We start from the raw sequence: 17,375 nt of genomic DNA on the forward strand, positions 1-17,375 counted from the left end.
ACGCGCGCCATGAAAGGCAACCGACGGCTCACCTGGACCACAAGCAGCGCAGGATCGTCCATCGCATGCTGGAGTGCTGACTCGAGCAGGAGGCGCGCATTGAGAGCCATGCGTCGTGGGCTAGGCATTGGCCTCCGCTCGGTATGGAATCGACCAATCGGCCGACACGTCCCTGCGATCTTAGCGATCGCTGGGTAGTTCGTGCCGACTTCCTGTATGCCGACGTGAGCTACTTACCTGTTCCCGGGCGGACGTTCATAAAGAGGTTGCCCGAATATAATCGTCACGACATAGAGCTGCTTTCGTGATGTCGACGCATGCGCGCCCGTCCGCCACCGGACAGCGTATATCGAGGGCGTCACCGCGAACTTCGCGTGGGGCCCGCGCTCGTCAGGCGCGGATCTCGTCTCTGTCGGTGCGGCGCACTTCGGTGGACCGGTGCACGATCAGGTGTCAATTTCGCCTGATCGCAATTTGGCCTGATCGCACTAGTCCAGGAAGGCCTTTCCATCACTCGATGATCCCGTCCCGCCCCGCCCGCCGTAGCGCCGCGAGCCCCTCCCGCATCACCCGCACGCTCTCCTCGCTGTGCCGGGGCCAGTCAGTCAGCTCCCGCACCACGCGCAACGGTTCGGTGCTGCGGTAGGAGCGGGTGGGGTTGCCTGGCATCCGCTTGTCAGTGACGTTCGGATCGTCCTCGACCGTCCCCGTCGGCTCCACGACGTAGACGCGGGGCTCTCCGTCGCCACGCGCGAGCTGCGCGCCCCAGGCCGCGGCGTGCATCGTCTGGGTGAGATACACGTGCCGCAACGGGGCGTCGTCGCGGTAGTTCGAGGGCTGCGCCGGGGTGAGGAGATCTCCCGGGGCCAGGACGGCCCTGGTGCCGTGGAGGTAGACACCTTCCTCGTACACCTCGAAGGGGACTGGCTCGCTCATCGCGTCCTCGCTCTCCGTCGGGCCCTCGCCCGGCCGGCCCTCATCCTCCTGCATGCGGACCCCTCGCGCACCGCCTCGCGGGAATCCCCCACCCCACGTTGGGGCCTGCCCCATCGTCCCGCGCCGCGGCCTCTCGTAACCTTCCGGCATGACGTTCGCCGGGATGCTCGCCTTCTTCGGGCTCGCCGTGGTGACGATGGACGTGCTGGGCGGCGTCATCGCGATCGGCGTCATGTTGCGCGGCGGCACGGTGCGGCACCTGCTCGCCTTCACCGGCGGATACACGGTGGTCATCATCGCGGCAACGCTGATCCTGCGTCCGCTGCTGGCGCTGCTGCACCGCTGGCTGCGGCCCGTGCTGGACTCCAACAATGCGATCGGCACGGTCGAACTCGTGGTGGGACTCGCCCTCGTCGGCTTCAGCGTCCACCAGTTCCGGGCCGCGTCTCGGCCGGCCCTGCCGCACGGCCGGCTCGAGCAGCGCTCCACCCCGAAGCGGCTGGCCACTGCTCCGCTCGTGCTCGCGGGCGTCGGCTTCTCGGCGACAGCGCTGGCCGATCCCGGCTTCACTATCGCCGTCGGCATGGCCTCTCAGGAACAGCATCTCCTGCGCCATGTGGCGCTGCTGGTGCTGTGGAATCTCGTCTATCAGCTGCCGCTCGTCGCCGTGCTCACCGCCGCCGCGTTCGGCCGGCACGAGCAGCTCGTCACGCGGGCCATGGAGCTCGTCGGCCCCAGGCGCCGCGCCCTGCAGGCCGTGCTCGCCGCCCTGCTCGCTCTCGTGGGCATCGCCGTGCTGGGCGACGGTGCCATCTCCCTGCTCAGCGAACATGTGCCGTGGCTTCGCCAGCTTCTCCTCCTGCGGTGAGCGTTACGCGGCGTCACGGGAGCTGCGGGGCGCGCCAGCCCGGAGCTCGGTGACGTTCTCGCCGTTCGTGCCGGCCCGCAGGATGCCGCCGAGAGCTGGAGCCGGGGGCTGAGCAGTGCGAGAGCGCGGCTATCGAACTCGCCGATCGCTGAGCTGGCGGCGCACAGCCGCTGACGAGATGTTCGGATCAGCGGATCTCGAGGGGCGTTCCCTCCTGATCGGCCTCCAGTGTGCCGCTGCGGTAGGCGTCGTAGAGGGGAACCGAGATCCCGACGGCGCCGCCCTCCCGATTCGATCGCTGCACCCCGACCTAGCGCCGACTGCTGCGCAGCTGCCCGTCGCTGAACCCCATCTCCGCCTCCAGCTGCTCGTAGAGTCCCGGCAGCACCGCCCAGGTGACGTCCTCGAGCGAGAACTCCTCGGCCGAATCGGGCTGGATCGTCGCCGGCCCGCGGCGGGTGACGTGCCAGCCGCGCACCTGGAAGCTGTCATAGGCGGTCGCACCGGGGATGTCAGGGCCGTGAACAGCACGTACCGCGGATACAGGTCCACCTCGGTGACGATGGGGTCGCCCCGCCGGGCGAGGTAGGCGTCGATCGCGGTGGCGGCCCTCCCTGGACCGCGCACATAGTCCGTGAGATCTGGACGCAGCGGGAAGGCGCGCGCCTGGGCCGCGAGCTCGTCACGGGCCGGCCAGGCGACCACGGCCGCGGCGGTGACGCCTGCGAGCCCGAGCAGGGCTCGGCGCGCGCGGCGGCGGCACCGAGGAAGATCGCGACGATCAGTCTGCGCACGCCTCCATTGTCACCGGCCCTCCCGCGCCGCGAATGACCCGCCCCGGAACGTCCCCGAGCTGCCTCGAGACGTTCACCGGAAGGCGACCGCATCGCGCGATCTCCCCGCCTCGCAGCGGCAGGTTCCTCAGGTGGTGGTGTAGCGGTAGAGGAACGCGGCCATCGCATCGCGCTTGACGGACTGCAGCGGTCGGTACGTGCCGTCGGACCAGCCCTTGGAGATGCCCGTGCTCTTCATCCAGCACATCTCCTTGGCGAACTGCTGATTCGACCTCACATCCGTGAAACACGCCCCCTTCGGGGTGGTGTACCTCGGGGAGTCCGCGTAGCGGTAGAGGAATGCGGCCATCGCATCGCGGGCGATGGGCTGCACCGGCCGGAACTCCCGACCCTTGGACGTCACCCAACCGGTGGTGATCCCTTCCTGGTAGGCCCAGATGATCGCCGTGTAGTGCTCGTCAGTGGGCTTGAGATCCCGGAACGGGGAGGTACGTGGCAACGTCACCTTCGGCGACCCGGCGGGACGGTAGAGGAATGCCGCCATCGCATCGCGGTTGACGGCGGAGAGCGGGCGATAGGTGCCGTCGGACCAGCCGGTCGAGGTACCGCTCTCCTTCATCCACACCATCGCGTCGTAATGTTCCATGCCCGGGCGGATGTCCTTGAAGGGGCTCGCCGGAGACACCGTGAGCGAATACTGCTTGCCCCGCGTCAGGTCGTTGCCGAACCGCGAGTAGATGTGGACGTAGAGATTGCCTGCCGGGACCGTGACCCGCTGCCCCCGCAGACCGGCACCGTTGCACTCGGAGCCCGTGAGCTTGCGGTCCAGGAGCTGCTTGCCCTGGTTGTCCAGAATCTCGAGTCGATACAGCTCCCCCGTGCCCAGATTGCAGGCGAAGCGGAAGTCCACCTGCACTGTGGTCCGCTTCGACAATCCGAGTCGGAAGTAGTCGTGGTCCCTTCCCACCCAATGCGGATCTTCCAGTGACGCTCCGACCGTCTTCTGCCCGAGTGCGATCACATCTGCCGTCGCCGTCGTCTCGTTGGGCTCCGTCTCGGAGGCCATCGCCGTCACGGTGGTCCTGAACGTGTAGGACGCTCCGTGCCACCGGGAGGAATACGTGTCGAGCGAGATGTAGAAGGTCCCGGCCTCCACGAACAGCGCAAGACTGCGGAGCTTCGCACCGCTGTACTCCGCGGGCGTGAGGATGATCCTCTCGATCTGAGTCCCCGAGGAGTTGAAGATCTTCAGCGTCAGGCTGCCCTCAGTCCCCAGGTGATCGCCGAAGCGGAGATCGAGCGTGAGCTTGCCCGGCTTGGGTGCCGAGAACCTGTAGAAGTCCGTGACCCGACCGCGGTCCTCGATCTTCCCTTGAACAGTGGTACCGAGGTCCACGCGCTGGGCAGTAGCCGTCGTGTCATTCGGCTCCTTCTCCTGCACCGTCGGCGCCGCATGAGCTGCCGATGGGCTGAGAAGGCTGGCCATGAGCAGTACGGCGAGCAGGAGCGCCATCAAGCCACCAGGCGGGGTGGCGCGAGAGTACGAGAGTTGTGAACCACAAGAACCTCCGACGAGAAGGGGCAGGGGCGCCTACGCAGACGACCAGGGAAGCCAGTGCTGGTCCATCGGCTCTGGCGCGCTCACACTATGGGAGAAGTGCCCGAAAAGTCCGAGTTCAGGACATACTCGTACAGCTCTCCGCGATGCGGTCATGCGGATCCCGAGTCATGCCCCTCCGCTGCGCGCTCAGCGTCACCTCTGCCGCGCCGGGTGCCCCACGACGATGGCTTCGTCACCCGTCAGGAATGAGCCGACGGCCTTCCAGCAGATCCGGACATCCCAGGACAGTGGCCGCTCACTCGATGATCTCGTCCCGCCCCGTCCCAGGCCATCCAGCCGCCCTCGGCGAGCTGCAGCTCGATCACGTTCTCCCCCACCCCGAGCAGGTCTGCCGGGATCGCGGGGTCGAAGAAGCTGCGCCGCAGCGTGGAGACGCCAGGGTCGCGACCCTGGCGCGGGAACCACGGACAGTGATCGGGGGCGTCTGCCGGAATCATGCGAGGTCAGGGTTCACCGACGGCACTTTCCGCACTACGCGCACCATCACTCGCGGCGAAGCCGCCCAGATGATGAGCGGGTTCAGCTACGACTGATGATATTTGAGGGCCGGCCCTCAGTGCACTGCGCGTCGGCGATGCGTTCAGGGCTGGATGAAGGTGTTCCCGCGTGCCGAATCGAGCACAGCCTCGACGGTACGGACGGCGTGGAGGCCTTCGCGCATGGTGACGATGTTGGACGAGTCCCCCAGGACGGCATCGCGCAATGCCTCGTGTTCCGTGAGCAGAGGCTCCTTGCGCTGCAGGGCGTAGGTGATCGAGTCGCCCTCGCTCACGCCGCGGAACTTCGCCATGGATTCCCAGCATAGAGGGACGGTGCGCCCGCCGATGAGCAGGGTGGAGACCGGCCCCGAGGGCCGCGGGGTCCCATCGTCTGTCCCGAAATTTCGAGCGGGGCCGATGGAGAATCCCGGGGCATAGCCTAAGCGGTTTCGGCCCCGGTTAGAGTTAAGGAATCAAATGGCCGAGCCGCCCAGAGGCTCCCCCCATAACCCCAGGTCAACGTCGTAGAGTCGACCCTCAGCACACTTTCTCCGTCGAGCTCGATGAGGCCGGGTTGGGCGGTCACGCCCTGCTGGCCGATGAGCGGCACGCTCAGCTCGGAGATCCAGAGCAAGCCGGCTCCCAGCAGAGGACAGTCGGTCGCGTTCGGAGTGGGGTTCGAGGTGACCCGGTTGCCCGAGCGCACGCAATGGAGCGCCCCGGAACCTCGGGAGTGTCAATATTGAGGACCTCAGCGACGTCGGGGGAAACTCGCCTCCGAGACGCAGAGGGAACAACGGCGACGGCGGCGAACGTTATGGCAACGAAGTGACCACTCCGTCAGTCGATTCGGCCCGACGACTCCATCAGTCAGTTCATAGTCCCCCGAGTGAACTCTTCTAAACACTCGTCCTTGCTGCAGGAACATCGTCAAGAAGATCCCCTTCTCACGTAGGCAAACGCGAACGACAGGGCTACTCGTCGATCACTGCGGGCGGTTCTGTCGTCTTGCTCGCGTACCCCAGCACGATGCCGGCAGTGAGGGTGACGATTGGGTACTCGTAGAGGTGGTCGATCATTGAGTGGATGCCCAGCGCGCTCCAGGCGGCGACGGCGATCAGGCCCGCTCGCCGGCTCCCCTGCAGTGCGAGCGCGGCGCCGGCGACGAGGATCGCGGAGAAGAGGACTACCCCGATCGCGCCGAGCTCGGAGCCGACTTGGAGGACGGAGGAGTGCGCCCGTTCCCACAGCGGTTTGGAGGCGGCGATCTCGGAATGTGCAAGGAAGCCTCCAGGCCCGGCACCGGTGATTGGACTCGCCTGCCACAAGTCCAGCGCATCGGACCAGAGCCGATGACGCACACCGCTGAGGCTTCCGCCCTCGTTCAGGGCACTCGGCCATGTGCGAAGACTGCCGAGGCTGATGACCGTCAGGGCTGCGACACCGATGGCGGTCAGCCCTGCAACTGCGACAGCGAGGCGAGGCGGGCCAAGCCTCATAACCACGGCGCACAAAATCAACACCGCCAGGGGCACTAAGAGCACACTTGCCGCCTGCGCACGGAACGCAAGCAGCACAGCCCCTAGTGCGAGCATTCCCAGGGCCGCGACGGCCCACCGATGATGCGGCAACAGCTCGCCAGCCCAAGGTAGGCGGAGAGAGAGCAGAGAAGCGACTGCAAGCAACTGGAGGCCCAACGCCGCTTGCGCATTGGCGTAGAACGGGACGACGAAGAGAATCGATACTGCGCAGACCGCGAGGACGGCAGGGACCTGTGGTCCGAGGTCCCGAAGGGGGAACCGAGCCCCCGCCAAGAAGCCGACAAGTAGAGAGATCGAGAAGCTTAGGTAAGGAAGAAGCGCACCAAGCGAGGAGCCCGCCCAGACCGCCGAACACAGCACGTACAGCGTCCAGGCCGTCAGCGCAAGCACCAAGTACCGCGAACGAGGGGCACCGCCACAAAGCATCGCGGGAAGCGCACCACGGCAGGGGCGCATACGCGACGCTTTGAAGTGGGAAAAAATCATAGACCCAGGGTCTCACCTGGGGCTGATGCGCTGGTAGGTGTCACGTGATCTGTGGCGCCCAGCGTCGGTGCAGGACGTCGCGCAGCAGATGTCGACTGTCGGCAATGACATCCTTTCGAGATGCTTCTGCAACCTGCAGGTCATGATGCGTACTCACCAGATCCTTACTATGGATCGGAAGTAGTCACCACCTGTCCATCGTTGTTCCAGCATGCGAATGACAACGGAGCCACGGCGTCTCCAACTTTTCCTCAGCGGAATCTAGTCGGCGATGCTCCTCAGCACTGATTCTGGTGCTGAGCCTGAGGGACGTTCGGCTCCGAACCGGACGAGACGACGCACTAGCGTTGGTTCTCTGAATGAGGAAGAAGGATCACCCTGAGCATGTCTTTGCCGCTGCCACCCGCATCGCCCGGTCGCACACCGCAGCGCACGCGCCCTCTGCCGGCGTGGCTCGCCGTCCTCGCAGACTCCATCTCGTGGCTCCTCGCCATCTTGGTACTCACCATCAGCCGATACCTGCTGGCCGACGACAACCTCGTCATTGAATGGACGCCCGTCCTGAGTAACGTGGCGCTTGTGTCCCTGCTCTGCATCGCGGTGATGTGCATCGGGGGTTGGCTGGGCGGGCTCTACCGCCACCGCTTCGTCGTGGGGTCGCTCGATGAGTTGAGAGCCCTGTCGATCGTCGCGTTCATGGCCTGGGCCGCATTCGCGATCGTGGTGCTCACGACGGTCGCGCTCCCGCGCAGCGTGGTGCTCGCGATCTTCCCGACTGTCCTCGTGCTCATGGGTGGCGTACGCCTGGTGTTCCGGAACGTGGTGGAGACCAGGTCCGGCCCCGCTGGGAACGCACTTCCCGTGCTGCTCTATGGAGCCGGGGAGCTCGGGCACTCGGTGGCCCGACAGATGGCGGCGGATCAGCACTCCGAGTTCCGGCCCGTGGGTTTCATCGACGATGATCCGCGCAAACGTCGCTTCGTCGTGAGTGGACTGAAGGTGCTGGGCTCTGTCACAGACCTCTCCCGCGTGGTCGCGGAGACCGGCGCCGGCGCGGTGGTGGTCTGCGTGAACCGGGTGGACTCCGCGTTCCTTCGCGACGTGCATGATCAGACGGACGCGCTGGGAATCCGCATGCTGGTGTTCCCCTCGATCAACGAGGCTCTGACTCAGCGGCGCAGCGCGGCGAATCTCCGCGACGTCTCCGTGGATGACTTGGTAGGACGTCACCCTGCCCAAATCGACCTGTCGTCGGTCGCAGGGTATCTGTCGGGCAAGCGGGTGCTTGTCACCGGGGCCGGCGGGTCCATCGGTTCCGAACTGTGCCGCCAGATCCACAAGTTCGGGCCCAGCGAGCTGTTCATGCTCGACCGCGACGAGTCCGGTCTGCACACCACACAGCTCTCCATCTTCGGCCACGGCCTCCTGGACACCAGCGATGCCGTGCTCGCCGACATCCGCGACCCGGACGCACTCCGAGAAGTCTTCCGCGACCGGCGGCCCGACGTAGTGTTCCATGCCGCAGCGCTGAAGCACCTCCCGATGCTGGAGCAGTACCCCGAGGAAGCGTGGAAGACGAACGTACTGGGGACCCTCAACGTCTTGGAAGCCGCCCTGGACGCGAGGGTGGAGCAGTTCGTGAACATCTCCACCGACAAAGCGGCAGATCCCACCAGCGTGCTCGGCCACTCAAAGCGCATGGCTGAGCGGCTGACCGCGTGGGCCGCACACGGGGACTCTGGGAGCTACGTCTCCGTACGCTTCGGCAACGTCCTCGGATCCCGCGGCTCAATGATCCCGACCTTCCAATCACAGATCGAGAAGGGCGGCCCCGTCACCGTCACCCACCCGGACGTCACCCGGTACTTCATGACGATCCCGGAGGCCTGTGAACTGGTCGTGCAGGCCGGCGCCATCGGCGAGGACGGGCAGGTGATGATCCTGGACATGGGCGAACCGGTGCGGATCCTCGATGTGGCGAGGCGCATGATCGAGATGTCCGGCGAAGAAGTCGAGATCGTGTTCACCGGGCTCCGGCACGGGGAGAAGCTGCACGAGGACCTCTTCTCCGTCGACGAGCAGGCGGAGGCTCCGCTCCATCCGCGGATCTCCCAGGCACCGGTCGACTGTGTCGAACCGAGCGGACTGGACTTCGAATCGTGGCTGCGAGCAGCGCAGGACAAGTCGGCACTGGCCGACAGCACACGTGATGAGAGCGTAGAACGCCGCTCGCTTGCCTTACGCGACGAAATTTTCGGCAACGCAGTTGGGTAACCGAATTTCGCAACGACCTGATGCTGAGCAATGCGACCGCTTGGTCGCTGACCCCGCATCGGGGTCATCTCCGCGGCGAGCCCGTAAGCTAGATTTAGTTCGCAGATGTGGCCCGTCGCTGAGGGACCCCTCCGTCGGCACGCGCCCCTCTGAAGAGATCGGGCCCTCCAGGGCCCGCAAGCCCGATCGAATGGATTCCTGTGGAGTTACAGCATTACCTGACGATTCTGCGGGACCGCTGGATCTCCGCTCTGCTCACCGCGTTTCTGGTGCTGGGTGCGGTAGTGGCTTTCACTCTCCTGCAGACCCCTGAGTATCAGGCGACCAACCGGGTGTTCGTCCAGACCCAGGCAGGCAGCACCGTTGCTGAGCTGAACAGCGGCGTGAACTTTGCGAGCCAGCAGATCACCAGCTATGCCGATGTGGCAACTACTCCTCTAGTCCTGGATCCCGTCATCGATGAGCTCGGCCTCGACACGACGGCGCGCGAGCTTGCCAGCCGGATCAGCACCACGGTTCCCCCGGAAACTCTGATCCTCGAGATCACCGTGACGGATGAAGACCCGGCCCAGGCAGCCACGATCGCAAATGCGACCTCGGAGAGCTTGCGCACGCAGGTCTCCGCGCTAGAGACCAGCGGGGAGGAGCCCACCGTTGAGCTGACCGTCATTGCGCCCGCCACCGAACCGGCGAGCCCTGCATCACCGAGCATCCCGCGGAACGTCGCAGTGGGCCTCATGCTTGCGGTACTTGCCGGAGTCGCGATCGCGATCATGCGCGACCTCTTGGACAATCGCGTGCGCCGCCCCGATGACATCGAGAAGCTTTTCGAGCAGCCCGTCATCGCGGCGATCCCCGCCGGCAAAGACACAAAGCACCTGCCTCTCGTCTCTGCCCAGCATCCTCAGAGCATGCAGGCCGAGGCGTACCGCGGTCTACGCACCAATCTGCAGTTCTTGGGGTTGACCAGCGAGAAGCGCAGTGTTCTGCTCACCTCCTCTCTCCCGGGGGAGGGTAAAACCAGCTCCGCGATCAATCTTGCTCACGTCATCGCCCAGGCAGGCAATCGCGTACTGCTGATCGATGCCGACCTGCGTCGCCCCTCGGTCGCTGAGTACCTGGGGATCGAAGGCGGTGCGGGCCTCACCACGGTGCTGATCGGCGAGGCCAATATCGAGGATGTCGCCCAGCCCCTGGAGACGGAAGGACTCGAGGCCCTGGCCTCGGGCCCGATCCCGCCGAACCCCAGCGAACTTCTCGGCAGTAAGAACATGCAGAATCTGCTGAACGACGCCATGGCAACGTACGACTTCGTTGTCGTCGACACCGCACCTCTGCTCGCGGTGACCGACGCAGTGGTCCTTTCCCACTACGTGGGGGGCACCGTGGTGGTTGCACAGAGTCAGCGGGTGCGGAAGCCCCAGCTCAGCCAGGCGCTCGACAAACTCGAAGCCGTCCAGGCGCGCGTCCTGGGAATCATCCTGAACCGTGTGCAGGGTGGTTCTCAGGGGGCCTACACCTACAACTACTCGTACTCATCCGATTCTTCACCTTCGAGTCCGCGAGCAATTGCGAAGGCTTCTACTCGGGTAGAGCCCAGGCCAATGCCAAATGTACAGCCGCATGGAGAAGGGGTGGCTTCTCGCTCCAGCAAGGCCCCACTGCCCACTCGTCCGAGCCGGCGCTCAGGAAAGCACCGTGATCGCCGCGTCGCCGCGGACCTCGCAGAGAGCACAACCCCTAAGGCGTGGCCCGGGGTTACTGACCAGGGTGGCGGGGCGCGGTGATCATGGGGTCGATCTTGGTGGTGTGCACGGGGAATATCTGTCGATCGCCGGTTGGAGCGGCTGCATTACGAGCACTCCTCCCCGAAACGCAATACGCGGTGTCGAGTGCTGGCACCCACGCCGCCGTCGATCGCCCGTCCGCTCGGGAGGCCGACGTGTTCATCGAGCGCGAGCTCGGAGTCACTCTCGACCATGCAGGCCGGCAGCTGTCGAAAGAACAGACTGAATCCTCGGACCTGATCATCACCATGACCGCAGAGCATCGTGCCTGGGTGGCGCGCACCGCCCCCCGAGTCGTGCGGCGTTCCTTCACGCTGCTCGAGTTGGGGGGAATCGTCTCGCTGTTGCCATCGGACGCCCTGTACGCAAGTCTCCGCGACTTCGCAGAGGCCGCCTCACGACTACGAGCACGAACCAAGACAGGGGGCGACTCGTTGGACATCCCGGACCCCTACGGCGGTCCTCCGGAAGGTTACGAGGACTCATTCAGCACCGTGCTTACCTCCGTTCGCCAGGTGGCTTCCGCGATCGCGGCCCACGTCGACATCGACAGTGAAGGAGATCGAGCATGAGCGAAGTCCCGTTTCTCCCGTTTGCCCGTCCGGATATCACCGAGGCGGAAGTGTCCGCCGCGGCCGACGCGATACGCAGCGGATGGTTGACCACCGGCGCGAACGCGAAGGCATTCGAGCAGGAATTCTCTGAGTTTCTCGCCCCGGACGTCACCGCAATCGCGGTGAATTCCGCGACCGCCGGCCTGCACCTGGCTCTGGAGTCGCTCGGCATCGGCGCCGGAGACCAGGTCATCGTCCCCACCTGGACGTTCACGTCCACCGCCGAAGTGGTGCGCTACCTCGGCGCCGAGCCAGTGCTTGTCGACGTCGACCCTGTCACCCTCAACATCGACTACGACACGGCGCGGACGGCGGTCACTGAGCGCACGAAGGCGGTCATGCCGGTGCACATGGCCGGTCTCATGGTCGCCCCGGCCGCGACCGTGCGATTCGCCGAGGAGTTCGGCCTCCATGTCGTCGAGGACGCCGCGCACTCATTCCCTGCCGCACGGGACGGAGCCACGATCGGCACTGGGGCCTCCCACGCGACGGTGTTCAGCTTCTACGCGACGAAGACGATCACTACCGGCGAAGGCGGAATGGTCGTCACCCGCGACCAGGACGCTGCCCAGCGCATGCGCACGATGCGATTGCACGGCATCTCCCGCGACATCTTCAACCGCTACTCAAGCACGACACCCTCATGGCAATATGACGTCGTAGCCCCCGGGTTCAAGTACAACCTCACCGACCCCGCTGCTGCCATCGGGCGCGTACAGCTCGGACGAGCCCACGAGATGCGCGACAAACGTGCCTCGATTGCCCAGCGCTACACCGAGGCGTTCCAGGACCTTCCGCTCGATCTTCCGGTAGACGCTCCCGGCGCCGACGACGTCCACGCCTGGCATCTCTACATGATCCGCGTCCAAGACGGTCTCGACCGCGATGAGCTGGTGAATCGGCTCTCTGCTCTCGGGATCGGGACCAGCGTGCACTTCATACCCCTGCATCTGCACCCGTACTGGCGCGATCGTGCAGAGCACAAGCCCGAGGACTTCCCGGTCGCGACGCGGGAGTTCGCGCGCATCCTCAGCCTGCCAGCGTTCTCCTCGATGACGGGCGCCGACGTGGACCGGGTCATCGACGCGGTCAGGGCATCATGCCGGTGACCTCGATGCGCAGCGCGCTCTCGAAGCGGGCTCTGGACATCTTCGGATCCGCCGGGGGTCTGCTCATCACCGCCCCAGTGCTGCTCATCTCCGCGGCGGCCATCGCGGCGACTGATGGCCGTCCCGTGCTCTTTCGCCAGCAGCGGGTCGGTCGGAACGAGCGGGCGTTCGAGATCCTGAAGTTCCGATCGATGCGCACCGGCGCTCCAGGAGCCCAGGTGAGCTCGGACCACGATCCGCGAATCACGCGGATCGGTGCGGTGTTGCGCAAGACCAAGATCGATGAGCTTCCCCAGCTCGTCAATGTGCTGCGCGGCGAGATGAGCTTGGTCGGGCCGCGCCCCGAGGTCCCCCGCTACGTCGAGGAGTGGCCGCAGGAGCTGCGACCGGTGATTCTGTCGGTGAGGCCGGGCATCACCGATCCAGCGAGCATTGCGTTCCGCAACGAGTCCGAGCTCCTGGCGGCGGCGGAGGATCCGGAGGCCACCTACAAGGATGAGATCCTTCCCCAGAAGGCCGCTATGTACGCCGACTACGTCCGGTCACGGACCTTTCGGGGTGACGTGCAGATCATGCTCGATACGGTAACGGCGGTGGTGCGCTCATGAAGATCGGCATGCTCACCCAGTGGTACGCCCCCGAACCGGGCCCCGCCGCGCTTCCCACCGAGCTCGCCCACGGCCTAGCGGCGCGAGGGCACGACGTGACGGTGCTGACCGGCTATCCGAACTACCCGACCGGCCGACTTCCTGACGGTTGGACCATGAAGCGCACGCAAGTCGACCACCATGATGGTGTCACCGTGCGCCGGGTCGCTCTTTACCCGAACCACGACCAGTCTGGGACCAAACGCCTCCTCAACTACGCCTCCTTCGGCGCCAGCGCGACGATCAACGGTTTCCGGGCCCTCGCGAACTGCGACGCGATTTGGGTCAACTACTCCCCCGTGACCATCGGGCTTCCGATGCTGGTCACCAAATACCTCCATCGCGTGCCGACTGTGACGCACGTCCTGGACTTGTGGCCGGATACCTTGATGGCCAGTGGCTTCCTGAGTGGACGCCCCGGACAGTTCGCCGAGCGCACCCTGGGTTGGTGGTGCTCGCGCCTGTACGCGGCCTCCTCGAGCGTCGCCTACATCTCGCCCAGCGTGGGCAACGCCCTTGAGACGCGAGGAGTGGACCGATCCAAGCTCGAGTTCATTCCCATGTGGGCCAACGAGCAGGTCTTCCACAGCGACGGGACGTCCATGCGTCAGGAACTCGGTATCGACAATGACGCCGTCGTGCTGTTGTACGCCGGCACCATGGGCGGCGCTCAGGGCTTGAGCTCATTGATCACCGCAGCCAGCCGATTCAGCTCCTCCGAGGTCACGGTCCTTCTCGCCGGCTCCGGAACCCATGAAGAGGAGCTGCGCGCCCAGGTGGAAGCCGCTGGCGCCACGGTCGTGCGTTTCCTGGGGCGACGACCTCAGGAGCAGATGTCTGACCTGTACGCCACGGCCGACATCAGTTACGTGAGCCTCAATGACCACCCGCTCGCCCGGATGACGATGCCAAGCAAGATCCAGGCATCGCTGGCCGCAGGACGGGCGATTCTCATCGCTGCACAAGGTGATGCCCGCAAGGTCGTGTTGGACTCTGGAGCCGGCGTCGCCGCGAAACCCGATGATCCCGACTCGATCGAGCAGGCACTGCGCTCGATGCTGGTCAATGGGCGAGACGGGCTCGCCCGGCGAGGCGACTTGGCCCGCGACTACTACGTCAACACCTTCTCGCTCGATGCAGGCGTCTCTCGTGTCGAGGACGCCCTGATCCGCGCCGCACAACTCCAAGGAGCACGTCAATGACCACCCGCAGCATCGAAGGCTCGACGATCGCCATCACCGGCGGTACCGGCTCCTTCGGCTCCACCATGACTCGGAACCTTCTGGAGCGCGGCGCCGGGAAGGTCCATATCTTCAGCCGGGACGAGGCTAAGCAGGACGAGATGCGGAAATCCTTCGACGACGACCGGCTGCGCTTCTTCCTCGGTGATGTGCGCGATCTCGACTCGGTCAAGCAGGCCTTCGTCGACGTCGACTTCGCCTTCCACGCCGCAGCGCTCAAGCAGGTGCCATCCTGCGAGTTCTTTCCCGAGCAGGCGGTCCTCACTAATGTGAAGGGCAGCCAGAACGTCATTGAGGCCGCCAACGAACGTGGAGTCTCCTCGCTGGTGCTGCTCAGCACCGACAAGGCCGTGTATCCGGTCAACGCCATGGGGATGACCAAGGCGTTGATGGAGAAGTCCGCCCAGGCCTTCGCCCGGAACCACCCGAGGTCTCGCACCACCGTCTCCCTGACCCGGTACGGCAACGTCATGTACTCGCGCGGCTCCGTCATCCCCCTGTTCGTGGATCAGATCCGCCAGGGCAAGGAGCTCACGGTCACCGAGCCAGAGATGACACGCTTCTTGATGTCTCTCGACGAGTCCGTGGACCTCGTAGAGCATGCCTTCCTCCGCGCAGAGCCAGGTGACCTATTCGTCCGCAAGGCTCCGGCCTCGACCGTGAAGGGGCTTGCCCAAGCCGTCGGTTCTCTGTTGGGCCTTGATGACCCGAAGGTGGCCAATATCGGCATGCGCCACGGCGAGAAGATGCACGAGACGCTCTTGAGCGCCGAGGAATCAGCCCGGGCCACGGATGAGGGCCAATACTTCCGTGTGCCTCTCGACGCCCGTTCGTTGCGCTACGGCGTCTTCGTCGAAGAAGGTGATGCTGATCGTGTTGCGGTCCAGGACTACACGAGTGAGAACACCGAGCGTCTCAATCTGCAGGGCACCAAGGAGCTCCTCCTGACAATCCCTGAGATGCGCCACTGGACGGAGGCGTTCACGGCATGATGACAAGCGACCTCACGATCCGTCCGGTACGTGCTGACGACGCTGCCGCGCTAGCTGTGCTGCACCAGAACGCGTTCCCGGAGTTCTTCCTCTCGTCACTCGGCACCGCCTTCCTCAAGCAGTTCTACCTCGGCTTCGCCAGCGACAATGCCGCGATCAGTACGGTGGCCGTCAACGACTCGGGTGAGATCGTCGGGACGATCGTCGGCACCACAGAGCCGGCTGGATTCTTCTCCCGGCTGCTCAAACGGCGGTTGCTCCAATTTGGTCTGCTCAGCGTCAAGGACAGCCTGCGTCGGCCCCGGATCATCCCCCGACTGCTCCGAGCAGTCACTTATCGTGGCGACGCCGGATCTCCGATTGATGGAGCGCTCCTCTCATCGATCTGCGTGCGAAGCGACCAGCAGGGCAAGGGCACCGGCACGCACATGATGACCGAGTGGACCGCTGCAGCAGCTGCAGCCGGCGCACGCGCTGCGTATCTCACCACCGACGCCGACTCCAATGACGGCGTGAACCACTTCTATCAAGAACTCGGCTGGGTCCTCGAGTCAACCTACGCGACGCCCGAAGGGCGCCGCATGAATCGCTACGCACGAGACTTGACCGACCAGAAGGAGACCCTCCGATGACCAAGATCATGACCATTGTCGGAACCCGGCCGGAGATCATCCGGCTCGCCGCCACGATCAAACGCCTCGATGCCACCGTCGATCATGTCCTGGTCCACACTGGCCAGAACTACGACTACGAGCTCAACGAGATCTTCTTCGAAGAGCTCGGCCTCCGCTCCCCCGACCACTTCCTCGGCGTGGACACGGGCTCGCTCGGAACCGTGCTTGGGGGCGTTCTCGAGAAGACTGAGAAGGTCCTCGAATTGGTCGAGCCCGACGCGATCCTAGTGCTCGGCGACACGAACAGCTGCATCTCCGCGCTCATGGCAGCGCGAAAGGGCATCCCCGTCTACCACATGGAGGCGGGCAACCGCTCGTACGACAACAACGTCCCCGAAGAGACGAATCGTCGCATGGTCGATCACGTCTCCGATTACAACCTCGCATACACCGAGCACGCACGTCGGAACCTGCTCGCTGAGGGGAAGCATCCTCGCCAGGTCATCGTCACCGGCTCCCCGATGCGCGAGGTGCTTGAGGCGCAGCGCGAGGCGATCGACGCCTCGGACGTGCTCGATCGGCTCGACCTCAGCATTGGCGAGTACTTCCTGGTCAGCGCGCATCGCGAGGAGAACGTGGATTCACCCGCACGCCTCACGCTGCTGCTCAACTGTCTCGAGGCCCTGCGCGAAGAGTACAAGCTCCCCATTCTGGTCTCCACACACCCGCGAACTCGTAAGCGCCTCGAAGAACTCGGACGGGAGGTCGAAGGTGTCACCTGGCACAAGCCACTCGGATTCAATGACTACAACAAACTCCAGTTAAGCGCCAAATGCGTCCTCTCGGACAGCGGCACAATCGCCGAGGAGAGCTCAATGCTTGGCTTTCCAGCAGTGACGTTAAGGGATTCGATCGAGCGACCCGAAGCAATAGACACCGGCGCCATCATCATGACTGGCCTCGACCCGTCGAACGTTCTCGAAGCGGTTAACTTGGCGACCCAACTGGATCGCGCAGACACGCCTTCCGACTACACGATTTCAAACACCAGCCAAAGGGTTGTGAACTTCATAGTATCAACCTACCGCAGGTACCCCCGGTGGACTGGGCGACGACCCTAAAACTAACGCCACCTAGTTGCAGATCCCCCACGTCAGTAGACCTGATTAAATAACACAAAAGGGGCCATATATGATCTCCAGGAATTCAACCCTATACACCATTTTACGTAACTCCCGGAACACTATAACTCGGGCATATCTGCGCCTACCAGACGCGCATCCCACAGCCTATATCCACCACACAAGCCGGGTAAGCAGAGACGTCAAAATCTTCGAGTATGGATTCGTGGGCGACCACTGCCGAATCGGCC

The 17,375-nt window shown here is 64.7% G+C and carries 16 protein-coding genes; 10 read left to right on the forward strand and 6 right to left on the reverse strand.

Annotation, left to right across the window (positions count from 1 at the left end; translation table 11 throughout):
* Positions 1–510 precede the first annotated feature (510 nt).
* Positions 511–936 carry an NAD(+)--rifampin ADP-ribosyltransferase gene (gene arr, locus ACT3UF_RS03900; protein WP_444608406.1) on the reverse strand — a complete coding sequence of 142 codons (426 nt, stop codon included), beginning with the start codon at positions 934–936 and terminating at the stop codon, positions 511–513.
* 148 nt (positions 937–1,084) lie between these two features.
* Here arr and ACT3UF_RS03905 point away from each other — a divergent pair, with 148 nt between their 5' ends.
* Entirely contained in the window at positions 1,085–1,804 is a 720-nt protein-coding gene (locus tag ACT3UF_RS03905) for a hypothetical protein (RefSeq protein ID WP_444608059.1), read from the forward strand.
* 310 nt (positions 1,805–2,114) lie between these two features.
* Here the strand turns inward: ACT3UF_RS03905 and ACT3UF_RS03910 are convergent, their stop codons facing one another.
* From ACT3UF_RS03910 to ACT3UF_RS03930, 5 genes are all read right to left on the reverse strand, one after another.
* Entirely contained in the window at positions 2,115–2,282 is a 168-nt protein-coding gene (locus tag ACT3UF_RS03910) for a hypothetical protein (protein WP_444608060.1), read from the reverse strand.
* 443 nt (positions 2,283–2,725) lie between these two features.
* Entirely contained in the window at positions 2,726–4,111 is a 1,386-nt protein-coding gene (locus ACT3UF_RS03915) for an S-layer homology domain-containing protein (protein WP_444608061.1), read from the reverse strand.
* A gap of 287 nt (positions 4,112–4,398) precedes the next feature.
* Positions 4,399–4,656, reverse strand: a complete 258-nt coding sequence (locus ACT3UF_RS03920; protein ID WP_444608062.1) for a hypothetical protein — start codon at positions 4,654–4,656, stop codon at positions 4,399–4,401.
* Positions 4,657–4,799: 143 nt separating this feature from the next.
* On the reverse strand, positions 4,800–5,009 hold the full coding sequence (locus ACT3UF_RS03925) for a hypothetical protein (protein ID WP_444608063.1): 210 nt from the start codon (positions 5,007–5,009) through the stop codon (positions 4,800–4,802).
* A gap of 663 nt (positions 5,010–5,672) precedes the next feature.
* Positions 5,673–6,725 carry an O-antigen ligase family protein gene (locus tag ACT3UF_RS03930; protein WP_444608064.1) on the reverse strand — a complete coding sequence of 351 codons (1,053 nt, stop codon included), beginning with the start codon at positions 6,723–6,725 and terminating at the stop codon, positions 5,673–5,675.
* A gap of 570 nt (positions 6,726–7,295) precedes the next feature.
* On the opposite strand from ACT3UF_RS03930, the gene ACT3UF_RS03935 reads away from it, so the two are divergent.
* The 9 genes from ACT3UF_RS03935 to wecB all read left to right on the forward strand — a co-directional run bounded on the left by ACT3UF_RS03935 (position 7,296) and on the right by wecB (position 17,124).
* Complete coding sequence (locus tag ACT3UF_RS03935; protein ID WP_444608065.1) at positions 7,296–8,999, forward strand: polysaccharide biosynthesis protein; 1,704 nt, start codon at positions 7,296–7,298, stop codon at positions 8,997–8,999.
* Positions 9,000–9,199: 200 nt separating this feature from the next.
* Complete coding sequence (locus ACT3UF_RS03940) at positions 9,200–10,786, forward strand: polysaccharide biosynthesis tyrosine autokinase (protein WP_444608066.1); 1,587 nt, start codon at positions 9,200–9,202, stop codon at positions 10,784–10,786.
* A gap of 2 nt (positions 10,787–10,788) precedes the next feature.
* Positions 10,789–11,358: an arsenate reductase/protein-tyrosine-phosphatase family protein gene (locus ACT3UF_RS03945; protein WP_444608407.1), complete on the forward strand. Its 570-nt coding sequence runs from the start codon at positions 10,789–10,791 to the stop codon at positions 11,356–11,358.
* The gene (locus ACT3UF_RS03950) at positions 11,355–12,509 is read left to right on the forward strand and encodes a DegT/DnrJ/EryC1/StrS family aminotransferase (RefSeq protein ID WP_444608067.1); all 1,155 of its coding nucleotides are present in this window, start codon (positions 11,355–11,357) and stop codon (positions 12,507–12,509) included. Before ACT3UF_RS03945 ends, ACT3UF_RS03950 begins: the two co-directional genes overlap by 4 nt.
* Positions 12,510–12,514: 5 nt before the next feature.
* Positions 12,515–13,117, forward strand: a complete 603-nt coding sequence (locus ACT3UF_RS03955; protein ID WP_444608408.1) for a sugar transferase — start codon at positions 12,515–12,517, stop codon at positions 13,115–13,117.
* Positions 13,114–14,358 (forward strand): glycosyltransferase family 4 protein, encoded by a 1,245-nt coding sequence (locus tag ACT3UF_RS03960; protein WP_444608068.1) that lies wholly within the window; start codon positions 13,114–13,116, stop codon positions 14,356–14,358. Before ACT3UF_RS03955 ends, ACT3UF_RS03960 begins: the two co-directional genes overlap by 4 nt.
* Positions 14,355–15,389, forward strand: coding sequence for a polysaccharide biosynthesis protein (locus ACT3UF_RS03965; RefSeq protein WP_444608069.1), 1,035 nt, complete (start codon positions 14,355–14,357; stop codon positions 15,387–15,389). The genes ACT3UF_RS03960 and ACT3UF_RS03965 overlap by 4 nt, the downstream gene beginning before the upstream one ends.
* The gene (locus ACT3UF_RS03970; RefSeq protein ID WP_444608070.1) at positions 15,386–16,021 is read left to right on the forward strand and encodes a GNAT family N-acetyltransferase; all 636 of its coding nucleotides are present in this window, start codon (positions 15,386–15,388) and stop codon (positions 16,019–16,021) included. The genes ACT3UF_RS03965 and ACT3UF_RS03970 overlap by 4 nt, the downstream gene beginning before the upstream one ends.
* Positions 16,018–17,124 carry a non-hydrolyzing UDP-N-acetylglucosamine 2-epimerase gene (gene wecB / locus ACT3UF_RS03975; RefSeq protein ID WP_444608071.1) on the forward strand — a complete coding sequence of 369 codons (1,107 nt, stop codon included), beginning with the start codon at positions 16,018–16,020 and terminating at the stop codon, positions 17,122–17,124. The genes ACT3UF_RS03970 and wecB overlap by 4 nt, the downstream gene beginning before the upstream one ends.
* Positions 17,125–17,375: the final 251 nt, after the last annotated feature.

Source organism: Brachybacterium sp. AOP24-D1-21 (assembly GCF_052378665.1).
Lineage (GTDB): Bacteria > Actinomycetota > Actinomycetes > Actinomycetales > Dermabacteraceae > Brachybacterium.

What these genes read in the sequence shown, in the direction of transcription:
- ACT3UF_RS03945 (WP_444608407.1), top strand. Translation starts at nt 10,789, where the DNA reads ATGGGGTCGATCTTGGTGGTGTGCACGGGGAATATCTGTCGATCGCCG.
- ACT3UF_RS03965 (WP_444608069.1), top strand. Translation starts at nt 14,355, where the DNA reads ATGACCACCCGCAGCATCGAAGGCTCGACGATCGCCATCACCGGCGGT.
- arr (WP_444608406.1), bottom strand. Translation starts at nt 936, where the DNA reads ATGAGCGAGCCAGTCCCCTTCGAGGTGTACGAGGAAGGTGTCTACCTC.
- ACT3UF_RS03905 (WP_444608059.1), top strand. Translation starts at nt 1,085, where the DNA reads ATGACGTTCGCCGGGATGCTCGCCTTCTTCGGGCTCGCCGTGGTGACG.
- ACT3UF_RS03915 (WP_444608061.1), bottom strand. Translation starts at nt 4,111, where the DNA reads ATGGCGCTCCTGCTCGCCGTACTGCTCATGGCCAGCCTTCTCAGCCCA.
- ACT3UF_RS03950 (WP_444608067.1), top strand. Translation starts at nt 11,355, where the DNA reads ATGAGCGAAGTCCCGTTTCTCCCGTTTGCCCGTCCGGATATCACCGAG.
- ACT3UF_RS03920 (WP_444608062.1), bottom strand. Translation starts at nt 4,656, where the DNA reads ATGATTCCGGCAGACGCCCCCGATCACTGTCCGTGGTTCCCGCGCCAG.
- ACT3UF_RS03960 (WP_444608068.1), top strand. Translation starts at nt 13,114, where the DNA reads ATGAAGATCGGCATGCTCACCCAGTGGTACGCCCCCGAACCGGGCCCC.
- ACT3UF_RS03970 (WP_444608070.1), top strand. Translation starts at nt 15,386, where the DNA reads ATGATGACAAGCGACCTCACGATCCGTCCGGTACGTGCTGACGACGCT.
- ACT3UF_RS03925 (WP_444608063.1), bottom strand. Translation starts at nt 5,009, where the DNA reads ATGGCGAAGTTCCGCGGCGTGAGCGAGGGCGACTCGATCACCTACGCC.
- wecB (WP_444608071.1), top strand. Translation starts at nt 16,018, where the DNA reads ATGACCAAGATCATGACCATTGTCGGAACCCGGCCGGAGATCATCCGG.
- ACT3UF_RS03955 (WP_444608408.1), top strand. Translation starts at nt 12,515, where the DNA reads ATGCGCAGCGCGCTCTCGAAGCGGGCTCTGGACATCTTCGGATCCGCC.
- ACT3UF_RS03930 (WP_444608064.1), bottom strand. Translation starts at nt 6,725, where the DNA reads ATGATTTTTTCCCACTTCAAAGCGTCGCGTATGCGCCCCTGCCGTGGT.